Source organism: Dyadobacter sp. CY356, assembly GCF_021440195.1.
In the GTDB taxonomy this organism is placed as follows: Bacteria; Bacteroidota; Bacteroidia; order Cytophagales; family Spirosomataceae; genus Dyadobacter.
In genome coordinates, this window is the sequence record NZ_JAJTSZ010000001.1 from 1035383 (window position 1) to 1051715 (window position 16333).

Sequence of the window (16333 nt, forward strand, 5' to 3'; positions counted from 1 at the left end):
GAAATCACCGATTAAAGTAAATAATGGTACTTGAATTGAAGATTTACAGTATTTTGATTCCTGCATTTTTATAGGTTTCAAATCTTGCATTATGAGCATCCATTTCAGTAATTACGTAATCCAGTGACTGCAAAGAGCATACGCGGTAGGGCTCAAATGTTTCGAGTTTGTCAAAAGTACTGAGCGCGACGGACATGGATGAGTGTTGCAGCATAGTCTGTTTAAGTTCTGCTTCCTGCACGTAAACAGCGGTAACACCTTTTTGCAGATCCAGTGCACAGACACCCATGAAATAAAGATCGGCCTGAAAATTTTCTGCCATTTTAATAGCCTGATATCCAACAATCGTTTCAGATTCTTTTAAATAATGGCCGCCCAAAACAATGACTTCGATACCGCTGTAAGCTGATAGGATAGGGATAATGGCGGTATTATTAGTAATAACAGTCAGTTTAATATCGGTGGAAAGTAGTGAAACCAACGTATAAATAGAAGTGCCGCCATCCATAAAAATAGTCTGGCCGGATTTTATCAAAGTTTGTGCTTTCAGGGCAATAATTTCTTTATCATCTTTAAAATGACCGATACGATCTTTGAATGACAGCGGATTATGCGAACGCGGAATTGCACCACCACGAATTTTTAATAATAGTCCATTGTCAGCCAGCATGTCAATATCCCGCCGGATGGTGTCCTCTGATACGTTCAAATCGCCGCTTAGCTTGCTGAATTCAACTTCACCATTGTTCTGCAATTTTTCAAGAATATAATTGAAGCGTTTTTCTCTGACCATGTTAAAATGTTTTTGCAATATTATGCAAATTTGCATAATATTGCAAAATATCTCGCGCAATACAACCAATGAAAAACCTAGAATTTACAGAAGATAAGAGAACAAAGGCGGCCAGAAGAGCCAGTTTATTAATTTTTCTGGTTTGTGGAATTGGTCTTTCCAGTTGGGCACCTATGGTACCTTTTGCCAAAACTAATCTGGGGCTGGATGATGCCGCCCTCGGACTTGTGCTGCTATCACTGGGGGCCGGGGCGATATTGACTATGCCTTTCACTGGGTTTTTTATCAATAAATTCGGTAGCAGAAAAGTAATGCTTGCTGCTGCGATCATGATTGCCATAGCACTTCCGATATTGCTATTGACAAAGTCTGCCTGGGAATTGGCGGCGGTGCTGTTCATTTTTGGTGCTGCAATCGGCTCCATTGATGTGGCTATGAATTCACATGCAGTTTTGGTACAGGAAAAATATGGCCGGCACATTATGTCTTCTTTCCATGGTATGTTCAGTCTGGGAGGCCTTGCGGGTTCTATCGGACTCGGTTTTTTGATCAAAATGGGTCTATTGCCTTCGGTGGCTGCGGTAAGTATTTCGGTGATGCTGGTGGTTATTGCCGGTAGTCAGTATCAATATCTTTTTGCCAAAGCAGAGGAAAAAAGTGTTGATTCTTTTTCATTTAGTCTGCCAACCGGACCGGTTGTAGCATTAGGGTTAATGTGTTTCGTTTTCTTCCTGGCCGAAGGCGCATTGTTAGACTGGAGTGCTGTTTTTCTTCAATTCAACAGAAATTTTGAGCCGTCGATGGCTGGGTTAGGTTATGCCGTTTTTTCGGTATCAATGGCTGTGATGAGGCTGACCGGTGATAACATTATTCATAAGATTGGCTCGTCAAAAGTAGTTTTGTATGGAGCTTTGGTAGCAGCTGCCGGTTACTTCATAGCCGTTTTAATTCCCTGGCCTGGTGCTGCGCTCATCGGTTTTGCTCTGGTGGGACTGGGAGCGGCCAATGTGGTTCCTGTATTTTTTACAGCAGCGGGAAATGTTCCCGGAATTGCTCCGTCCGTTTCGTTGCCTGCGGTCACCACTTTGGGTTATATGGGCCAATTGGCAGGGCCAGCTATGATCGGTTTTATTGCTGACGCCTTTTCCCTTTCTATTGCCTTGGGATTTGTCGGGGTATTACTTTTAATTGTTGCTTTTACCTATAAGGAAAAATAACATTAAATTACATTTGTTGAGGATTTTATAAAAACTTTGACATAATTGTATCATGATCATAGCTACCTATAATGTCAATGGTGTCAACGGCCGTTTACCGGTGCTGCTTCGCTGGCTTCAGGAAAAGCAACCTGATGTCGTTTGCTTGCAGGAATTGAAAGCGCCGCAGGAAAAGTTTCCTGAAAAGGAAATAAATGATGCCGGTTATCATGCAGTCTGGCACGGTCAGAAAAGCTGGAATGGCGTCGCTATTCTTTCACGTGGGGTTGAACCACAAGAGGTTAGGAGAGCTTTGCCGGGAGACGATGAGGATGATCAAAGCCGGTATATAGAAGCAGTTGTCAGCGGAGTTTTGATTGGGTGTTTGTATCTGCCAAACGGAAATCCTTCTCCCGGATCAAAGTTTGATTATAAATTAGCCTGGTTTGAGCGGTTACATTCGCATGCAAAGTATCTGCTTCAAGAAAATGTTCCCGTCGTTCTGGCGGGAGATTACAACGCGATTCCTACCGAACTGGATGCTTACAAACCGGAACGCTGGGTTAAAGATGCACTTTTCAGGCCGGAAACCAGAGCCGCCTATAAGTCGCTTGTTGACTTGGGCTGGACAGACGCGCTCAGACACCTGCATCCTGATGAAATAATTTACACTTTTTGGGACTATTTCAGAAAAGCTTATGACCGTAACGCAGGGCTTAGGATTGACCATTTTCTCCTGAGTCCGCAGGTTTTAGACCGTTTGGTTTCAGCTGGTGTTGATAAAGAAGTACGTGGCTGGGAAAAAACCAGTGACCACGCTCCGGTATGGATCGAGCTGAACTAAATACGAGCAATACCTATCTGGCTTTTTTTACCGCAGCTTTTAGTTCTTCCATAAAGTTTTCGGCATCCTGTGTTAGCCAATTTTGTGATAAATTTTGAGTATATTTGAGTTGTAATTACTACGATAACTATGCAAACCATCCGATATAATATTCGTAAGACAGTAGGCAATGCACTGACAGAACTACGGAAGCAAAAGCATCAGTCCGGATATCCTTTTATGGTTATTGATAAATTAGCTCTTCCTGATAGTCAAGCCTTTATGGAGTATCAGGATGGCAAAGTAGAGATCGTGGAATTCACAGGTGATTATAATGATTATCATCTGGTTGAAATACTTAATGAGCAGGAAGCGGTTGATTTCAGGTTAAAATACAATCTGGATTAATGCCCGATTTGTTTGTCATAACAGTAGCAAACGGGGCCGGGAAATCGACACTTGCCAAAGCACTTCTTCCTATTGAACTCTCAGAACTTGACGTATTTAATGGAGATAAATTCTTCGTTCAAAGACTGGCAGAGATTTTTCCTGCTAAATCTAAATCTCCAAAATATGCGCGGGATCTGGCGTTTGATGAAACTGTTCAGGCATTTGAGTCGCTCGTTGAAAACTCACTGACGAAAGTTGAATCTTTTGCATATGAAGGTCATTTCAGTTCGCCGGCTCCATGACGAACCATTGTCAGATTTAAAGAAAATAAGTATCGTATTGTGATGGTTCTTCTGATGGTTGAAGATTTATCTACATCGCTTAAAAGGGTTTCTGAAAGAGTAAAAACAGGAGGTCATTATGTAACCGCCCAAGAAGTAGAAAAAAACTATTTTGGCAATCTTCAACAAATAAATTTTCACCTTGAATTATTGGATGAGTTGATTGTAATTGATAACTCAACATCTATCTGGCCGGATCTCATAGCACATATTGCAGATGGTCAGTGCATATATAAAAACGCAAGGTTGCCGCAGTGGCTACTCAGAAACCTGGATAATTTGCATAAGTTGATTTCTTCTTAAAGTTCATCGCCTATGTCTGATAACAGTTTGATCCGTATCACAACGATTTATTCGAAATACGCTGTTCTAATTCAAAAAATTTAAACTTCTGCCAGACTTTAAATAAAATTCACATAAAGGTCTGGCTTAATAATGTATTTGACAATCATCTGTTGTGATTGATATCAATATCCCCAATATCATTCTCAAATCCCGGAAATCCTGATCCGAAATATTTTTTCAAAACTTTAAAGTAAAACGGGTCCCAGGATCGTCTACCATTTTAGAAAGGCAGAAAAGTTAAAAAATGCTGAGACATGAATTTACGCACTGCTGCCTTTCAGTAACTATAAGTCTAAAATTTCATTTTAAATCAAACATCAATTTTAAAAGTTAAGAACATGAAAAATAACTTTCGTTTCATATTCCCACGTCTTATTGGCGCCACGTTAGTCGTTGGTCTGGCTGCATTCGTCGTCACTACGCTATTCAAATTAATGCTGGGTGTTGTACTGATTGGCGGCGTAGTTGCCATGATTAAACGCGCCACAGGCAGACATCGAATGATGCCGGCTCACATTCGGAATGGCCAGTTCGGACACAACGAAATGATCAACATTGAAGGCGGAAATCCTTGGGAAGTACGGGCAAATGCAGTTCATAACACTGCTACAATCGTACCAATTAATTAATCAACAAACCAAAGTTCAATTCTCTTATGCCAGATTCCTGTGAGGAATCGAACGTGAAAGTATTGCCCTTTGGAAGAAAACAAAGACAATTTAATCAGATCAAAAAACTTAAAAATAAAAACCATGTTTAATCAACAATCAACAACAGATTCACAGAATCAACAGGGATTTGGCCCGGGACATCAAAGATGCGGCGGTCCTTTCAAAAAATTTGCAAACAAATTTGGTGGTAAATCACCATGGGAAAATGTTTTTAACGGTTCGTTCGGAAACCGTAAGGCAGTAAATATAGAAGAAAAGGAGTCATCCTTTATCATATCGCTTTACGCAGCCGGACTTGTTAAAAGCAATTTCAAAATATCATTTACAGGCGACATACTCAATATTTCATACACTGCACCAAAGGAAGATTCCCAAAATCAGAGTACGTACACTTACCAGGAATATGAACCGGGCTCCTTTGAGCGTTCATTCCAGTTGAATGGAAAAGTGCTGACCGAAAATATCAGTGCTTCCTACACGGATGGTGTGCTGGTTGTCACACTTCCTAAAAATCCTGAAACAAACAAACCGGGTCAGGAAATTAACGTAAACTAAGACCATTGATCTGCCGAAGGTGTAACAGAAATGTTATGCCTTCGGCAGATCAGTATAAAATATAAAATCAACGTATAATGGTAATGGTTACTCATTATAGAATTTTGAGTGAGCTATTTCTATATTGTTGGCTGTAAGTTTTAATGCAAAGAGCTTCGTGAATATAACAACTATCCCACTACATAGCAGTTCTATTCTCAGACTAATTTCTAATAAGCATCCCAAAAGTACAAAAACTAGCCTGAAAGTAAATTTTAAAATTTATTTTCAGGCTAGTCATCTTATTATCAGTTGTATAGGTTTAATTTTAAATGTTTGACAAAAACAAATTAAATTTTATGCAAACGTTTGCAATAATTTTTTGTTGATTGCATAATGATAGAAGAAGTGACAATTTTTAAACATATCATTTTTAAATCCGTCAGTTTCGTCAGATTTAATATTTGTAAAAATTTAAGAAAACGTAAGTAAAATTTATGCAGAATCAAGCCGGAAAAATAAGAGTTGCTATTTTAGGAGTAGGTAATTGCGCCAGTTCACTGGTGCAGGGTGTTGAATATTATACCACATTTTCTGACAAAACATCGGGTTTGATGGCTGATGACATTGGAGGTTATAAAGCAGAAAATATTGAATTTGTTTGTGGCTTTGACATTGATGAAAGAAAGATCGGATTACCTCTTGCTGAGGCAATTTTTGCCAGACCGAATTGTACCATGATTCTAAATTCCGAAATCAAGTCACATGCACCCGTTTATCGCTCTCCGGTCATTGATGGTGTTTCTCCACAAATGGCTGTCTATCCTGCCGAAAACCGTTTTGTAATAAAAGATGAACTTAAAACGTCTGATATCTTACTAGATCCTTCGTGTTATGATGAAGAGCTGGTCAGCAAGATGCGAACCGAAATTATTGAACACCTGAAAAGTCATAAGGCTGAGATTCTGATCAATTATTTGCCCGTCGGCTCCCAGCTCGCTACGGAGTTTTATGCCGGAATTTGTCTCGAACTTGGCATCTCACTTGTAAATTGTATTCCTGTTTTTATCGCATCTGATCCTGTATGGGAACAAAAATTTATAGACGCCGGAATCCCGATCATCGGTGATGATATGAGAAGCCAGTTTGGTGCCAGCATCGTTTCACAAATGTTGCAGGAACTAGCCTTCGAGCGTGGCCATCACGTAAAAGCGCATATTCAGAGGAACGTGGGCGGCAATACCGACTTCCTGAACATGGAGGATAAAAACCGTCTTAAATCAAAAAAAATATCGAAGGAAAATGTTATCCGCGCGCAAAACGACATTAGAGGAATCGCCACCGACGACACTTTTTTACATGCCGGACCTTCCGAATATATTGCTTATTACGGTGATAATAAGGTAGCTAATTTCCGTCTTGAACTGGAAGGATTTATGGGAGCACCAGTTATTCTGGATGCGCAGTTGTCGGTACAGGATTCACCCAATTCTGCGGGTGTTGTCATTGATGCGATCAGATATGTATACGTCGCACGGGAGCTGGGGTTGGTTGGCGCATTAAGAGGCCCTTCTGCTTCAACACAAAAAACGCCACCGCAACAAATGATGTTCAGCGACGCGATTTATGAATGTCACGCACTGGCTAAACGTGAGTTAACTGAATCCACGAGAAAGCAGTTGATGAAGGTTGATTTACAGGTTTAAGCTTATAAAGGAAAATATAATTTAATGGGGAAAGTTGATTTCTATCGCCATTTTTCCGTTAAGTTTTAGTCAAAGATTAATGCCTGATCATTTGGGTTTGGCATTAATCTATTTTTAAATCTGGATCTTTAATAAATCAAAATCTCTGATTAATTACCGTAAGCTCTTAACCATATCATCCTTCCAATATCAATCCTGAAAAAAATGTTAGAATGAAGAATCCTGTCCTGCAATAAACTGATCTACAAAACATATTTTAATTCCACGGGCAATATCCTCGTAACCATCCATCGTGGTGGGTTTCGTAATAAAGGTACTGATTCCAAGCTGGTAAGCTTGCTTTTTAAGTGACGCGTCCTGTGAGGTGGAAACCATAAGCGCAGGAATGTTTTTCAGTTCAGGTTTGGATTTAATGATACTGATCGCCTCCAGCCCGTTAAGCCTTGGCATATTCATATCAACAAGAATCAATGTCAGGTTTCTGCTTTCATTTTTTCTGCTGATCAGGTCCACCAGATCCTGGCCGTCCATAGCTTCAATAATCGTTATTCCCGGAATTATGGAAGTAATTGCTTCTCTTAAAAACAAGCGATCATCTTCATCGTCATCAGCCAGATAAATTTCAACCTGCCTCATTAAAAATTCATTCACTATTGATTCGACAAGTTTAAAGGCGGTGCTGCATTCCCTATTATGTTTGTAAATGTAAATTATACCCAAAAGGTTTCCACTTCATCAAAGTATTTCGACGATTATAAGCGAATTTCCCGATCTTTTCCGGAATTGCGATCCATCCTGAGTTCTACCAGTCTTTTTGGTGAGGAACTTCCAGGATTAAGGTTCAGTAATGACAAGTTCATCTCCCTCTTGCAAAAGCCCGTTTTCTCTACTAACTAAATTTTGTCCAAAGAAAATATTTTTGCCAACTTTCCGGTATGAACTTAATGTTTTTAATGGCTCTGAACCTTTCTGGCCCGTAACAGGATCTATGCCCACTAAAATACAGCGCTCGCAAGGTTTGGCAACGATAAATTCCACTTGCCCAATCCTGACTTTTTTCCAGGAATCCTCTGCGAAAGGTTCAGTGCCGGAAATGATGAAATTGGGGCGGAAGCGTCTCATGGTTACAGGCTGAGCCAGCCGGCTGTTAAGGTCCTGCAAGGAGCCTTCTGAAATTAAAAGATATGGAAAATCATCCGCAAAGCTGACCAGCGATTCTTTTCCGGAATAAGCCGGGTCCATCTTTCTTTTTGTTTGTTCCGACATTTCTACAATCCGGACACTTTTCCCAAGCTGTCTGGTTAGCCAGGCATCAGCCTTATCACAGATGGTTCGTGCCAAAACCGTGTCCTCCCATACCTTTACCTGAATTGTTTGATTCGAATTTGCTTCAAAAGGAACAAGTATCTGATTGTCAGTTTGAAATCTACGGGAGATTATAAGGCCGTCTGTATGGATTTCTACATCAAGCAGGGCCATATTTGGATTTACACGCTGCGTTAAAAACTTGCCGTTTTCATCTACAATCATCCAGCGCCGGTCATATTGCAATCCTTTTTCTTCTACCACTGCCTGAGTCTGACGTATTCCGCCAAGTGATTTTACCGGATAAATCCATATTTCTGATAAAAACATAAACAGTTTTAGGGTTGATTTCTACAAACTTCTAAAAAACCATTCCCTGACACATCTGGTATAATTATTTATCATCTGATAAATCTCATCTATCACTTTTTGAATATTATCAATTTACAATGACAAGCAAACCAGTAATAAGTCGTATAGCTATTTTGGGAGGTGGTCCCAGCGCATTATTTGTTTTTAAAAGATTTGTTGAAGCCGGAGATCCTAACCATGAAATTCACATTTTTGAAACTAAAAAGCTGCTGGGTGCAGGTATGCCTTACAGTTATGAAGGTGCTAACAAAGAGCATGTTACCAATGTGTCCGATAATGAAATACCGGAAATTGTAACCTCTATTGAAACCTGGATTCAGACGCTTTCAACAGAAAGTCTTGCAAATTTTAACATCAAGAAAGAAAAATTTAACGAGTATAAGGTTTTGCCCCGCTTGCTGTTTGGACAATATCTCTCCGCACAATTCAGTTTGCTGCTTGATAAGGCAAAATCAGATGGGTTAAAGACGATCGTTCATTTAGGAAGTAAGGTGATTGATATCGTGGATAAACCTGAAAATGGCAAAGTTGAAGTTGAAACTGCGGAAAAAGAGATTCTGGAATTTGATAAAGTGATAATCTGCACCGGGCATAAGTGGCCGGTAAAAAATGAGGGTAAAGTGGCCGGTTATTTTGATTCTCCATATCCGCCGGCCAAGCTTGAATTAAAGCTGAATCACACCATCGCGATCAAAGGTTCTTCACTTACAGCCGTTGACGCATTGCGAACACTTGCAAGGAATAACGGAACTTTTGAAACAGATGAAAACGGGAAGATCAGTTTTCTGGTTTCAAAAGACAGTCCCGATTTCAGACTTGTAATGCATTCCAGAAATGGTTTACTTCCGGCGGTGCGTTTTCATTTGGAAGATCCGCTGGTATCCAATGATGCATTGTTAAGTCCGGAAGAAATTGAGAAAAACAAAGCAGAAAATAATGGTTTCCTGTCGCTTGATTTTATGTTTGAAAAGGAATTTAAGGATATGTTTAAAGACAAAGACCCAAAATTCTATGCAAGCATAAAAGATCTGAGCATGGAGGAATTTGTTAATTCCATGATGGATCTCAGAGAAAAAGCAGAGCCGTTTACACTGTTTAAGAAAGAATATGAAGAAGCGGAAAAATCAATAAAAAGAAAGGAATCTATCTATTGGAAGGAAGTATTGGCGATCCTGAGTTTTGCGATGAATTATCCTGCAAAATATTTATCAGCTGAGGATATGCAAAGGTTACAAAAGGTATTGATGCCTTTAATTTCAGTTGTTATTGCGTTTGTTCCTCAAAGTTCATGTGAAGAACTGCTAGCCTTGCATGATGCCGGCAGGCTGGAAATCGTTTCGGTTGGGGAGACAGGCGAGGTAGAACCGGATGAAAACAAGGGTGGCATTACGTATCATTACACGGATGAAAATGGTGTAGAACATGGCAATTATTATCAGACTTTTGTTGATTGTGTCGGACAGCCGCACCTGAACTTTGAAGATTTTCCATTCCAGGGACTTTTTCAAAATAAAACCGTAAGTCCAGCCAGGATCAAATTCAGATCTCCTGAAAAGGCGCAATCTGCACTGGATGAGGGCAATAAAAATATCGAAAAAACGGATGATGGGTATTATCTGAAAGTGCCTGGAATTACGATCAATGACAATTTTCAGATCGTCGATTCCAGTGGAAAAGAAAACGACAGGATTTATATCATGGCCGTACCGTATATCGGTGGTTACAATCCCGATTATTCAGGACTGGATTTCTGTGAGCAGGCTTCGTCCAGCATTGTTGAAACGATACTTGAAATTTAGAGATTGATCTAAAAGCGATAAGGTTGTAACCGGGAAAATTTCTTCCGGTTACGACCTTATTTTTTGATTGATATTCTTAAAACAATCCGTGTATTTTTACAGAAAGAACCGGCATCCAGTGTTTGCCGGTACTAATAATGATCAATACCAGTATGACCAGATAATTCATTTTCCACCCTTTCTTTTCCGGTCGGCCCGGAGGGGCATAAATATTAATGAATAAGATTACAACGATCAAAGTTTGTATTAAAAACGGCAAAAGCGATAGCGTGTCTGGTATCATAATATTTGCTGGTTGTCAAGTGCCAATAAAAAGAAGAATCATTTACGTTGAGCATAATCAATAACACGTTTTAAATATATGGCAGTCATATTTTTGCTGCCGGGAAATGTATGTGAACGGAGGATCAAGCGTAGTAAGTATCGGCGATTTTGTAAGTGAAAAAATCGCATGATAAAAGGATTCACATGTATCATTAGAAACCATTTGTCAAAAAGCCAGCCCTTAAAGTTTGAAAGAATGCCCTGAATCCGTAATTTTCTGTCAAATGAATTTAAATTGGAAAATCAGGTACAAATTTTGATTGTCGAGGATGAGGCAGTGCTTGCTATGTATGTCAGTGATTTGCTTGAAGCTCAGGGATATACCATCGTGGATGTTGCCAATAATGGCCGGGAAGCATTATCGCTCTTTAAGGATAACCGGGTGGATCTGCTGCTTTGCGATATTAATTTGAAAGGCGACTGGGATGGAATTGAGACCGCCAGGCAGATCAATGCTTTTAAGCCCGTTCCAGTCATTTATCTTACTGCTTTTGCAGACAAACAAACAATCGAAAGAGCGAAGGAAACTTTTCCTGCCGCTTATTTGACCAAACCAGTAAGACCTGAAAATCTAAATATAGCTGTTGATCTCGCGCTTCATAATTTTGCCCAGGGAAAACTTTCTGCAAGAAATGAAGAACAAAAAAAGCCGGAACCTGCTGACAGGGAAACGGCGGGGAAAGAATCTATCTTACTCATTAATGATCAGGTATTTATAAAACATAACTATCAGTTTGTTCGCATAAATCTTGATGATATATTGATTCTGGAAGCCGACAATACATATACCAATATTTTAGTAAAAGGTCAAAAATATGCATTGCGGCTGACGCTTGGTAATACCCGGCAACGTCTGGGTTTTGATGCTCTTGTTCGCGTGCACAGATCATTTGTTGTCAACATTAACAAAATAACGGGTTTTAATGACCGGGAGATTTTCGTTGATTCCCTGACTATTCCATTGGGAGCGCAGTATAAGGATGAGTTTATGAAACAATTTCATGTGCGCTGAAACATAATTTTTTATTAAATAAGTAGGCTGAAGCTGAGTTTTTATTACTATACCCTTACGTTATGAATTTTTTTTTACTGCTATTAAGCCTACTCGCATGCTGCGGATCAGTGTCAATCGGACAGTCTGATACCGGGTTCAACTTGACCTTACTGGAAAGTCGGTTTGAAGGATTATCAGATTCAACCCGTTTTGAAAAGGTAAGTATGTACTGTGACTCATTGGTAGAAAAAGGTAAATTTCCCGAAGCAATGACAGCAACTGCCTATCTGATGCAGATTGCGCAGAAGTTTTCTGACAGGACTTACACCGGCCGCGCATATATGTCTGCGGCCTATGTTGATAAAAACCAGAATAAATCTAATGTCGCAATAAAACAATATCAAAAGGCATTTGAAGAATTTACAGCCGCCGCCAATGTTAAAAAGCAGGTCCGTGTATTACAAATGATCGCCGGAATCTATCTGGATTTGAACGAGCTGAAAATGTCTGAGCATTATTGCAGGAGAGCCCTGGCAATTATTGACAAGAATAATTTGCAGGCGCTCAAAGCAGGAGTTTATACAGACCTGGCCACGATTGAAGATATACGAAAGAATTTCGATAAGGCGCTGGAATATAGTTCCGATGCAATCCGGATGTCAAAAGAGAACAAATTGTCTTATCTGGAAACATTGCTTAACCGGTGTATCATTTTAAAAAATGCGGGGCAGTATCAAAAATCAGCAGATACCTATCTGGAATGTCTGAAAGAGGCCAAAGCGCAGAAAGATGATTTTATAGAAGGAATTATTTATGTAAATCTTCCCAATACGCTTTTGGCACTGAACAAGGTTGGTGAGGCTGAAATGTTTGTCAATAAAGCACTTGACTGGGCAAAAAGTGTACGTGCCGGGTTTAATGTCATGGTCAGTATTTATGAAACGGTCACGATGATCAATGAAAAAAAAGGTGATTACAAACAGGCATTATTTTCTCAAAAGCAGTGGTTTGCGTACCGGGACAGTATTCTTAACGAAGAAAAAAGCAGGCAGTTAATAGAAACCGAAACAAAGTTTCAAACCCGGGAAAAACAGCAGCAGATTCAGCAACTTGATGAGGAAAATAACAATAAAAGGAAACAGTTGTTTTGGCTTGCGGGAGGCGTTTCCTTACTTCTGATTTTATTGGCTGTGGAGCTTTTTCAATACCGTAAAATTAAAAGTGTCAATCAAAAACTCAGTCAGACAAATCTTACGCTTGGCCAGGCGAACCAGCAGATCAGTGTTCAGTCGGTGCAGCTCAAACAGCTTATGCAGGAATTGCATCACCGGGTTAAAAACAATCTGGCCATAATTTCAAGTCTGTTGTACCTGCAGGCCAATCGGCTAGACGATAAAAAAGCTGTTCAGGCTGTTTTGGACGGACAACAACGCGTGGAGGCTATGTCGCTCATTCATCAGCAGCTTTATCAAACTGATAATGTTACACGCGTAGGAATGCAGGAATATATCGGGGATTTGGTAAATGGACTGATGCAATCTTTTCACTACCAGGAAAAACTGGATCTAACGCTTGAAATTGAAGATATTTCACTGGATGTCGAGCTGGCTGTTCCTCTGGGTTTAATAATTAATGAATTGGTTACCAATGTTTTCAAACACGCTTTTAATGCGGTTCAGCAACCTGAGCTTACAATTCGGTTATGGCAAACGGATTTTCTTTTTCTTGAAGTAAAGGATAACGGGCCCGGTGTGGATCCTGAAAACTGGAAAAAGGCAGGGCAGACATTTGGAAAAAGACTAGTCATTTCGCTGGCCAAACAAACTAGCGGAGTTTTAGAAGTCAACTCAGATCACGGAGCCAGGTTTTTGTTGACACTACCCGCAGTTTCAGAAAGTCTGCCGGATTTTCTGGCGGTTGCTAGTATGTAAAACTTAACGCAACGCGACGGTGACGTAAATTACATTGGCTCAATTATTCTGGTAAATATTCTCCCAATAAGTTCCAGTCCATACCGTTGCCCCAACCCTGTCCATGATCGCTGGTATTTTTGATCTTATGCGCTTCACCAATACGATGTTGACCGTAGGTTAGTAATGACAGAATAATGCCCGGTCTTAAATGTTCACTTGCCCAGCTTAATGGAGTATCTCCATTTACATCTTTTGCTTCTTTATCGGCCCCGCTTTCAATCAAAAATTGAATAGTTTGTTCGTCTGCATAAGCCGCAGCCCTGTGCAGCGGTGTTTCTCCTTTGGTCCTCACATCGCGCATAAAGGCACCTGTATCCATGCCCGGAATTGTTCTGGCATTCACATCAGCACCTTTTTCAATAAGGAGTTTTACAACATAAAAATAATAAGGCCGGCCAGCTTTGGAAAGTGCGCCATGCAGCGGAGTTTCATTTGTTTTTTCGACTTTTGCATTTACATCTGCACCATGATTGATCAGAAAATCACAAACTTTCCAATGTCCGAAATAAGCGGCATGACCTAATTCCTGATTCAGATTTATACTATCCAGATTTCCTCCCGCAGATAAAACTGCCCGAAGTCCGGTTGTATCGTTGTAATAAACCAGCCATTGCAAAGGCTTAATTTGCCCTTTCAGAAGAATCTTCTGCCAATCAGTTTTTTTGATCAGTTCAATGATTAGATCTGTTCGTCCCTGGCTGATTGATTCCAGTATTCTTTCAACTTCCATGACTGAATCATCTTTAAGTGATGTCCAACAAGTTATTGAAATTTATGATGAAGGTCAATTATTGGAAAAAATTAGTGTTTATTTTAAATTATCACAAATCAAAATATGACAATATTTTGTTATTCAGCCGGTTTGGTTAATCTATTTAGTTCCTCCGGTGCAGGCGTTTTGGTGACAATTCCATTTTTTGGAACTTGTATCTGAGCAGTCCAGACAATGGCATTCAATACCAGTTTACGAAAATCATCATTTTTCCAGTTCGCATGGGTATGTCCGCCCGTGAAGCCAAAACCTCTTCCTCCGCCTGGCCGTTCATAGGCCCAGGCAATGGTTTGTGGCTCCTTATTTTTTAAAACCGCTTGCCTGACAAATGGATTATTTGTATGTGTCCCCTCAGGTCGGCTGAGCGTGGAATCGGGTGGGAGCGCTTCTAAAATGGGTGTAATGTTTTTGATGTCCTTCACAAAACGCAGGTGATAATACCATTCGTCCTGAACAGCAAAAGGGCTCACTCCGTTTGTGACTGGATGACGAGGCAGTTTTTTAATTTCCGGTATCCAGAAAGGATTCACGGACCAGTCGGTTTCAAAACAACCGCCAACAAGATTCCGCATTTTATCTGCGTCGGGGCCTTTTGGGATATCCAGCGTAAAATGTATCATAACAATACCGGTTCCATTATTCATCAGATTTTCAATTTTTGACAGGTGAGGAATCATGATGTGATCCTGAGCGCCTTCGCAAAAAAGGATAATGGTACTTGCACCTGTTAAAGCATCCGGATCTTTTGGCCAGCCTTTGTGAAAGACAGCGGTGTCAATCTCAGGCATAGCCTCATTCAATTTCTGGGCAAGAAAACTGATGCCGCCGTTATACTCATGCTGACCTTTGGGATGACTATCAAGACTGGCAATAAAAACCACTTTTTTCCGCTTTTCTGATACAGCAGTTTTCTGTGCGCAGACATCAAAACCAGACAGGGCAAAAATCGATATCAGAGATATAAATATGTTTTTCAGTAGTATCATAATAGTCGTTTATTTCCGGATCAGTAAGCAATATATCGGATATGAAATGATGATAAAACCGGGCCAAATTTAATATCTGTTAAAATTTTATTAAATCGGGCAAATAGAAATCAAATAAATAGAAGAATGCAATGCGGGAAAGAGACGCTTGATATATCTTTGAATAAACAAACCACTTAAAACATGAAAATCAAACTTACCCTGTTATCTCTGTTCATCTGCGCAGCTTCATGGGCGCAGCTTCCGGCAGCGGATGACATTAAAACTTCAAAAGGACCTCTGAAAATCCAGCCACTTAACCATGCAACGCTGGCATTGACCTGGAACGGAAAAACAATTTATGCTGATCCTTATGAAGGAGCAAAAACATTTGAAAGCATTGCAGCACCGGACCTGATTTTGATCACAGACATTCATGGAGATCATTTCGATCCTGCTACGCTGGAAGCGCTGGATTTGAGCCATGCCATACTGGTTGTTCCACAGGCAGTGGCCGATAAAATGTCCGATAAAATTAAATCAAAGGCGGTAATTATTGGTAATGGACAAACGATCAGCAAACTGGATATTTCCATTACGGCCATTCCGATGTATAACCTTCCGGAAGCGGCAGATGCGAAACATACCAAAGGAAGAGGTAATGGTTATGTTTTAAAAATGGGCGGTAAAACAGTTTACATCAGCGGTGATACAGCCGGAATTCCGGAAATGAGAAGTCTGAAAAATATTGATGTGGCGTTTGTTTGTATGAACCTGCCTTACACGATGGATGTTCCGGAAGCTGCTTCTGCGGTTCTTGATTTTAAACCAAAAATAGTTTATCCATATCATTACCGTGGTGCAAACGGAATGAGCGATACGGAGGCCTTCAAAAAACTTGTTAATGACGGCAACAAATCGATTGACGTGCGGTTAAGGAATTGGTATTCAAAAAAATAATATCAGAAAAAACATTTAAAAAATCCCCGGTTGTCATAGTTCGCTGTGAAAACCGGGGATTTTGTTTTGC

18 protein-coding genes are annotated in these 16333 nt (G+C 40.1%); 12 read left to right on the forward strand and 6 right to left on the reverse strand.

Features of this window, described 5'->3' with window-relative positions:
• Nucleotides 1–43 precede the first annotated feature (43 nt).
• The gene (locus LXL81_RS04335; RefSeq protein ID WP_234645479.1) at nt 44–793 is read right to left on the reverse strand and encodes a DeoR/GlpR family DNA-binding transcription regulator; all 750 of its coding nucleotides are present in this window, start codon (nt 791–793) and stop codon (nt 44–46) included.
• Between the two features lie 68 nt (nt 794–861).
• Here LXL81_RS04335 and LXL81_RS04340 point away from each other — a divergent pair, with 68 nt between their 5' ends.
• The 8 genes from LXL81_RS04340 (at nt 862) to LXL81_RS04375 (ending at nt 6799) form a co-directional block, all read left to right on the forward strand.
• Nucleotides 862–2010, forward strand: coding sequence for an MFS transporter (locus LXL81_RS04340; protein ID WP_234645480.1), 1149 nt, complete (start codon nt 862–864; stop codon nt 2008–2010).
• A gap of 52 nt (nt 2011–2062) precedes the next feature.
• Nucleotides 2063–2833 (forward strand): exodeoxyribonuclease III, encoded by a 771-nt coding sequence (gene xth / locus LXL81_RS04345; RefSeq protein ID WP_234645481.1) that lies wholly within the window; start codon nt 2063–2065, stop codon nt 2831–2833.
• A 129-nt stretch (nt 2834–2962) separates the two neighbouring features.
• Complete coding sequence (locus LXL81_RS04350) at nt 2963–3220, forward strand: hypothetical protein (RefSeq protein ID WP_234645482.1); 258 nt, start codon at nt 2963–2965, stop codon at nt 3218–3220.
• Nucleotides 3220–3504 carry a hypothetical protein gene (locus LXL81_RS04355; protein ID WP_234645483.1) on the forward strand — a complete coding sequence of 95 codons (285 nt, stop codon included), beginning with the start codon at nt 3220–3222 and terminating at the stop codon, nt 3502–3504. The genes LXL81_RS04350 and LXL81_RS04355 overlap by 1 nt, the downstream gene beginning before the upstream one ends.
• A gap of 39 nt (nt 3505–3543) precedes the next feature.
• A complete protein-coding gene (locus LXL81_RS04360) occupies nt 3544–3846 on the forward strand; it encodes a hypothetical protein (RefSeq protein WP_234645484.1) in 303 nt (100 codons plus the stop codon).
• Between the two features lie 380 nt (nt 3847–4226).
• A complete protein-coding gene (locus tag LXL81_RS04365) occupies nt 4227–4517 on the forward strand; it encodes a hypothetical protein (RefSeq protein ID WP_234645485.1) in 291 nt (96 codons plus the stop codon).
• A 123-nt stretch (nt 4518–4640) separates the two neighbouring features.
• On the forward strand, nt 4641–5114 hold the full coding sequence (locus tag LXL81_RS04370; RefSeq protein ID WP_234645486.1) for an Hsp20/alpha crystallin family protein: 474 nt from the start codon (nt 4641–4643) through the stop codon (nt 5112–5114).
• Between the two features lie 476 nt (nt 5115–5590).
• Entirely contained in the window at nt 5591–6799 is a 1209-nt protein-coding gene (locus tag LXL81_RS04375; protein ID WP_234645487.1) for an inositol-3-phosphate synthase, read from the forward strand.
• A gap of 207 nt (nt 6800–7006) precedes the next feature.
• On the opposite strand, the gene LXL81_RS04380 is transcribed toward LXL81_RS04375, so the two are convergent.
• Both LXL81_RS04380 and LXL81_RS04385 read right to left on the reverse strand, forming a co-directional pair.
• Nucleotides 7007–7450, reverse strand: a complete 444-nt coding sequence (locus LXL81_RS04380; protein ID WP_234645488.1) for a response regulator — start codon at nt 7448–7450, stop codon at nt 7007–7009.
• Nucleotides 7451–7633: 183 nt separating this feature from the next.
• Nucleotides 7634–8434, reverse strand: a complete 801-nt coding sequence (locus LXL81_RS04385) for an MOSC domain-containing protein (protein WP_234645489.1) — start codon at nt 8432–8434, stop codon at nt 7634–7636.
• 119 nt (nt 8435–8553) lie between these two features.
• Here LXL81_RS04385 and LXL81_RS04390 point away from each other — a divergent pair, with 119 nt between their 5' ends.
• A complete protein-coding gene (locus tag LXL81_RS04390) occupies nt 8554–10275 on the forward strand; it encodes an FAD/NAD(P)-binding protein (RefSeq protein ID WP_234645490.1) in 1722 nt (573 codons plus the stop codon).
• A gap of 76 nt (nt 10276–10351) precedes the next feature.
• Here LXL81_RS04390 and LXL81_RS04395 read toward each other — a convergent pair whose 3' ends face one another.
• Nucleotides 10352–10558, reverse strand: a complete 207-nt coding sequence (locus LXL81_RS04395) for a hypothetical protein (RefSeq protein ID WP_234645491.1) — start codon at nt 10556–10558, stop codon at nt 10352–10354.
• A 276-nt stretch (nt 10559–10834) separates the two neighbouring features.
• Between LXL81_RS04395 and LXL81_RS04400 the strand changes: the two genes are divergently transcribed.
• Nucleotides 10835–11611: a response regulator gene (locus LXL81_RS04400; RefSeq protein ID WP_234645492.1), complete on the forward strand. Its 777-nt coding sequence runs from the start codon at nt 10835–10837 to the stop codon at nt 11609–11611.
• 62 nt (nt 11612–11673) lie between these two features.
• On the forward strand, nt 11674–13524 hold the full coding sequence (locus LXL81_RS04405) for a histidine kinase dimerization/phosphoacceptor domain -containing protein (protein ID WP_234645493.1): 1851 nt from the start codon (nt 11674–11676) through the stop codon (nt 13522–13524).
• 43 nt (nt 13525–13567) lie between these two features.
• On the opposite strand, the gene LXL81_RS04410 is transcribed toward LXL81_RS04405, so the two are convergent.
• Together LXL81_RS04410 and LXL81_RS04415 are read right to left on the reverse strand one after the other, a co-directional pair.
• A complete protein-coding gene (locus LXL81_RS04410) occupies nt 13568–14296 on the reverse strand; it encodes an ankyrin repeat domain-containing protein (RefSeq protein ID WP_234645494.1) in 729 nt (242 codons plus the stop codon).
• A gap of 119 nt (nt 14297–14415) precedes the next feature.
• On the reverse strand, nt 14416–15324 hold the full coding sequence (locus LXL81_RS04415) for a ThuA domain-containing protein (RefSeq protein WP_234645495.1): 909 nt from the start codon (nt 15322–15324) through the stop codon (nt 14416–14418).
• A gap of 183 nt (nt 15325–15507) precedes the next feature.
• Between LXL81_RS04415 and LXL81_RS04420 the strand changes: the two genes are divergently transcribed.
• Nucleotides 15508–16263, forward strand: a complete 756-nt coding sequence (locus LXL81_RS04420) for an MBL fold metallo-hydrolase (RefSeq protein ID WP_234645496.1) — start codon at nt 15508–15510, stop codon at nt 16261–16263.
• Nucleotides 16264–16333 lie beyond the last annotated feature (70 nt).

Coding starts and splice junctions, on each gene's coding strand:
- LXL81_RS04335 (WP_234645479.1), bottom strand. CDS start 793: ATGGTCAGAGAAAAACGCTTCAATTATATTCTTGAAAAATTGCAGAAC.
- LXL81_RS04340 (WP_234645480.1), top strand. CDS start 862: ATGAAAAACCTAGAATTTACAGAAGATAAGAGAACAAAGGCGGCCAGA.
- xth (WP_234645481.1), top strand. CDS start 2,063: ATGATCATAGCTACCTATAATGTCAATGGTGTCAACGGCCGTTTACCG.
- LXL81_RS04350 (WP_234645482.1), top strand. CDS start 2,963: ATGCAAACCATCCGATATAATATTCGTAAGACAGTAGGCAATGCACTG.
- LXL81_RS04355 (WP_234645483.1), top strand. CDS start 3,220: ATGCCCGATTTGTTTGTCATAACAGTAGCAAACGGGGCCGGGAAATCG.
- LXL81_RS04365 (WP_234645485.1), top strand. CDS start 4,227: ATGAAAAATAACTTTCGTTTCATATTCCCACGTCTTATTGGCGCCACG.
- LXL81_RS04370 (WP_234645486.1), top strand. CDS start 4,641: ATGTTTAATCAACAATCAACAACAGATTCACAGAATCAACAGGGATTT.
- LXL81_RS04375 (WP_234645487.1), top strand. CDS start 5,591: ATGCAGAATCAAGCCGGAAAAATAAGAGTTGCTATTTTAGGAGTAGGT.
- LXL81_RS04385 (WP_234645489.1), bottom strand. CDS start 8,434: ATGTTTTTATCAGAAATATGGATTTATCCGGTAAAATCACTTGGCGGA.
- LXL81_RS04390 (WP_234645490.1), top strand. CDS start 8,554: ATGACAAGCAAACCAGTAATAAGTCGTATAGCTATTTTGGGAGGTGGT.
- LXL81_RS04395 (WP_234645491.1), bottom strand. CDS start 10,558: ATGATACCAGACACGCTATCGCTTTTGCCGTTTTTAATACAAACTTTG.
- LXL81_RS04405 (WP_234645493.1), top strand. CDS start 11,674: ATGAATTTTTTTTTACTGCTATTAAGCCTACTCGCATGCTGCGGATCA.
- LXL81_RS04410 (WP_234645494.1), bottom strand. CDS start 14,296: ATGGAAGTTGAAAGAATACTGGAATCAATCAGCCAGGGACGAACAGAT.
- LXL81_RS04415 (WP_234645495.1), bottom strand. CDS start 15,324: ATGATACTACTGAAAAACATATTTATATCTCTGATATCGATTTTTGCC.
- LXL81_RS04420 (WP_234645496.1), top strand. CDS start 15,508: ATGAAAATCAAACTTACCCTGTTATCTCTGTTCATCTGCGCAGCTTCA.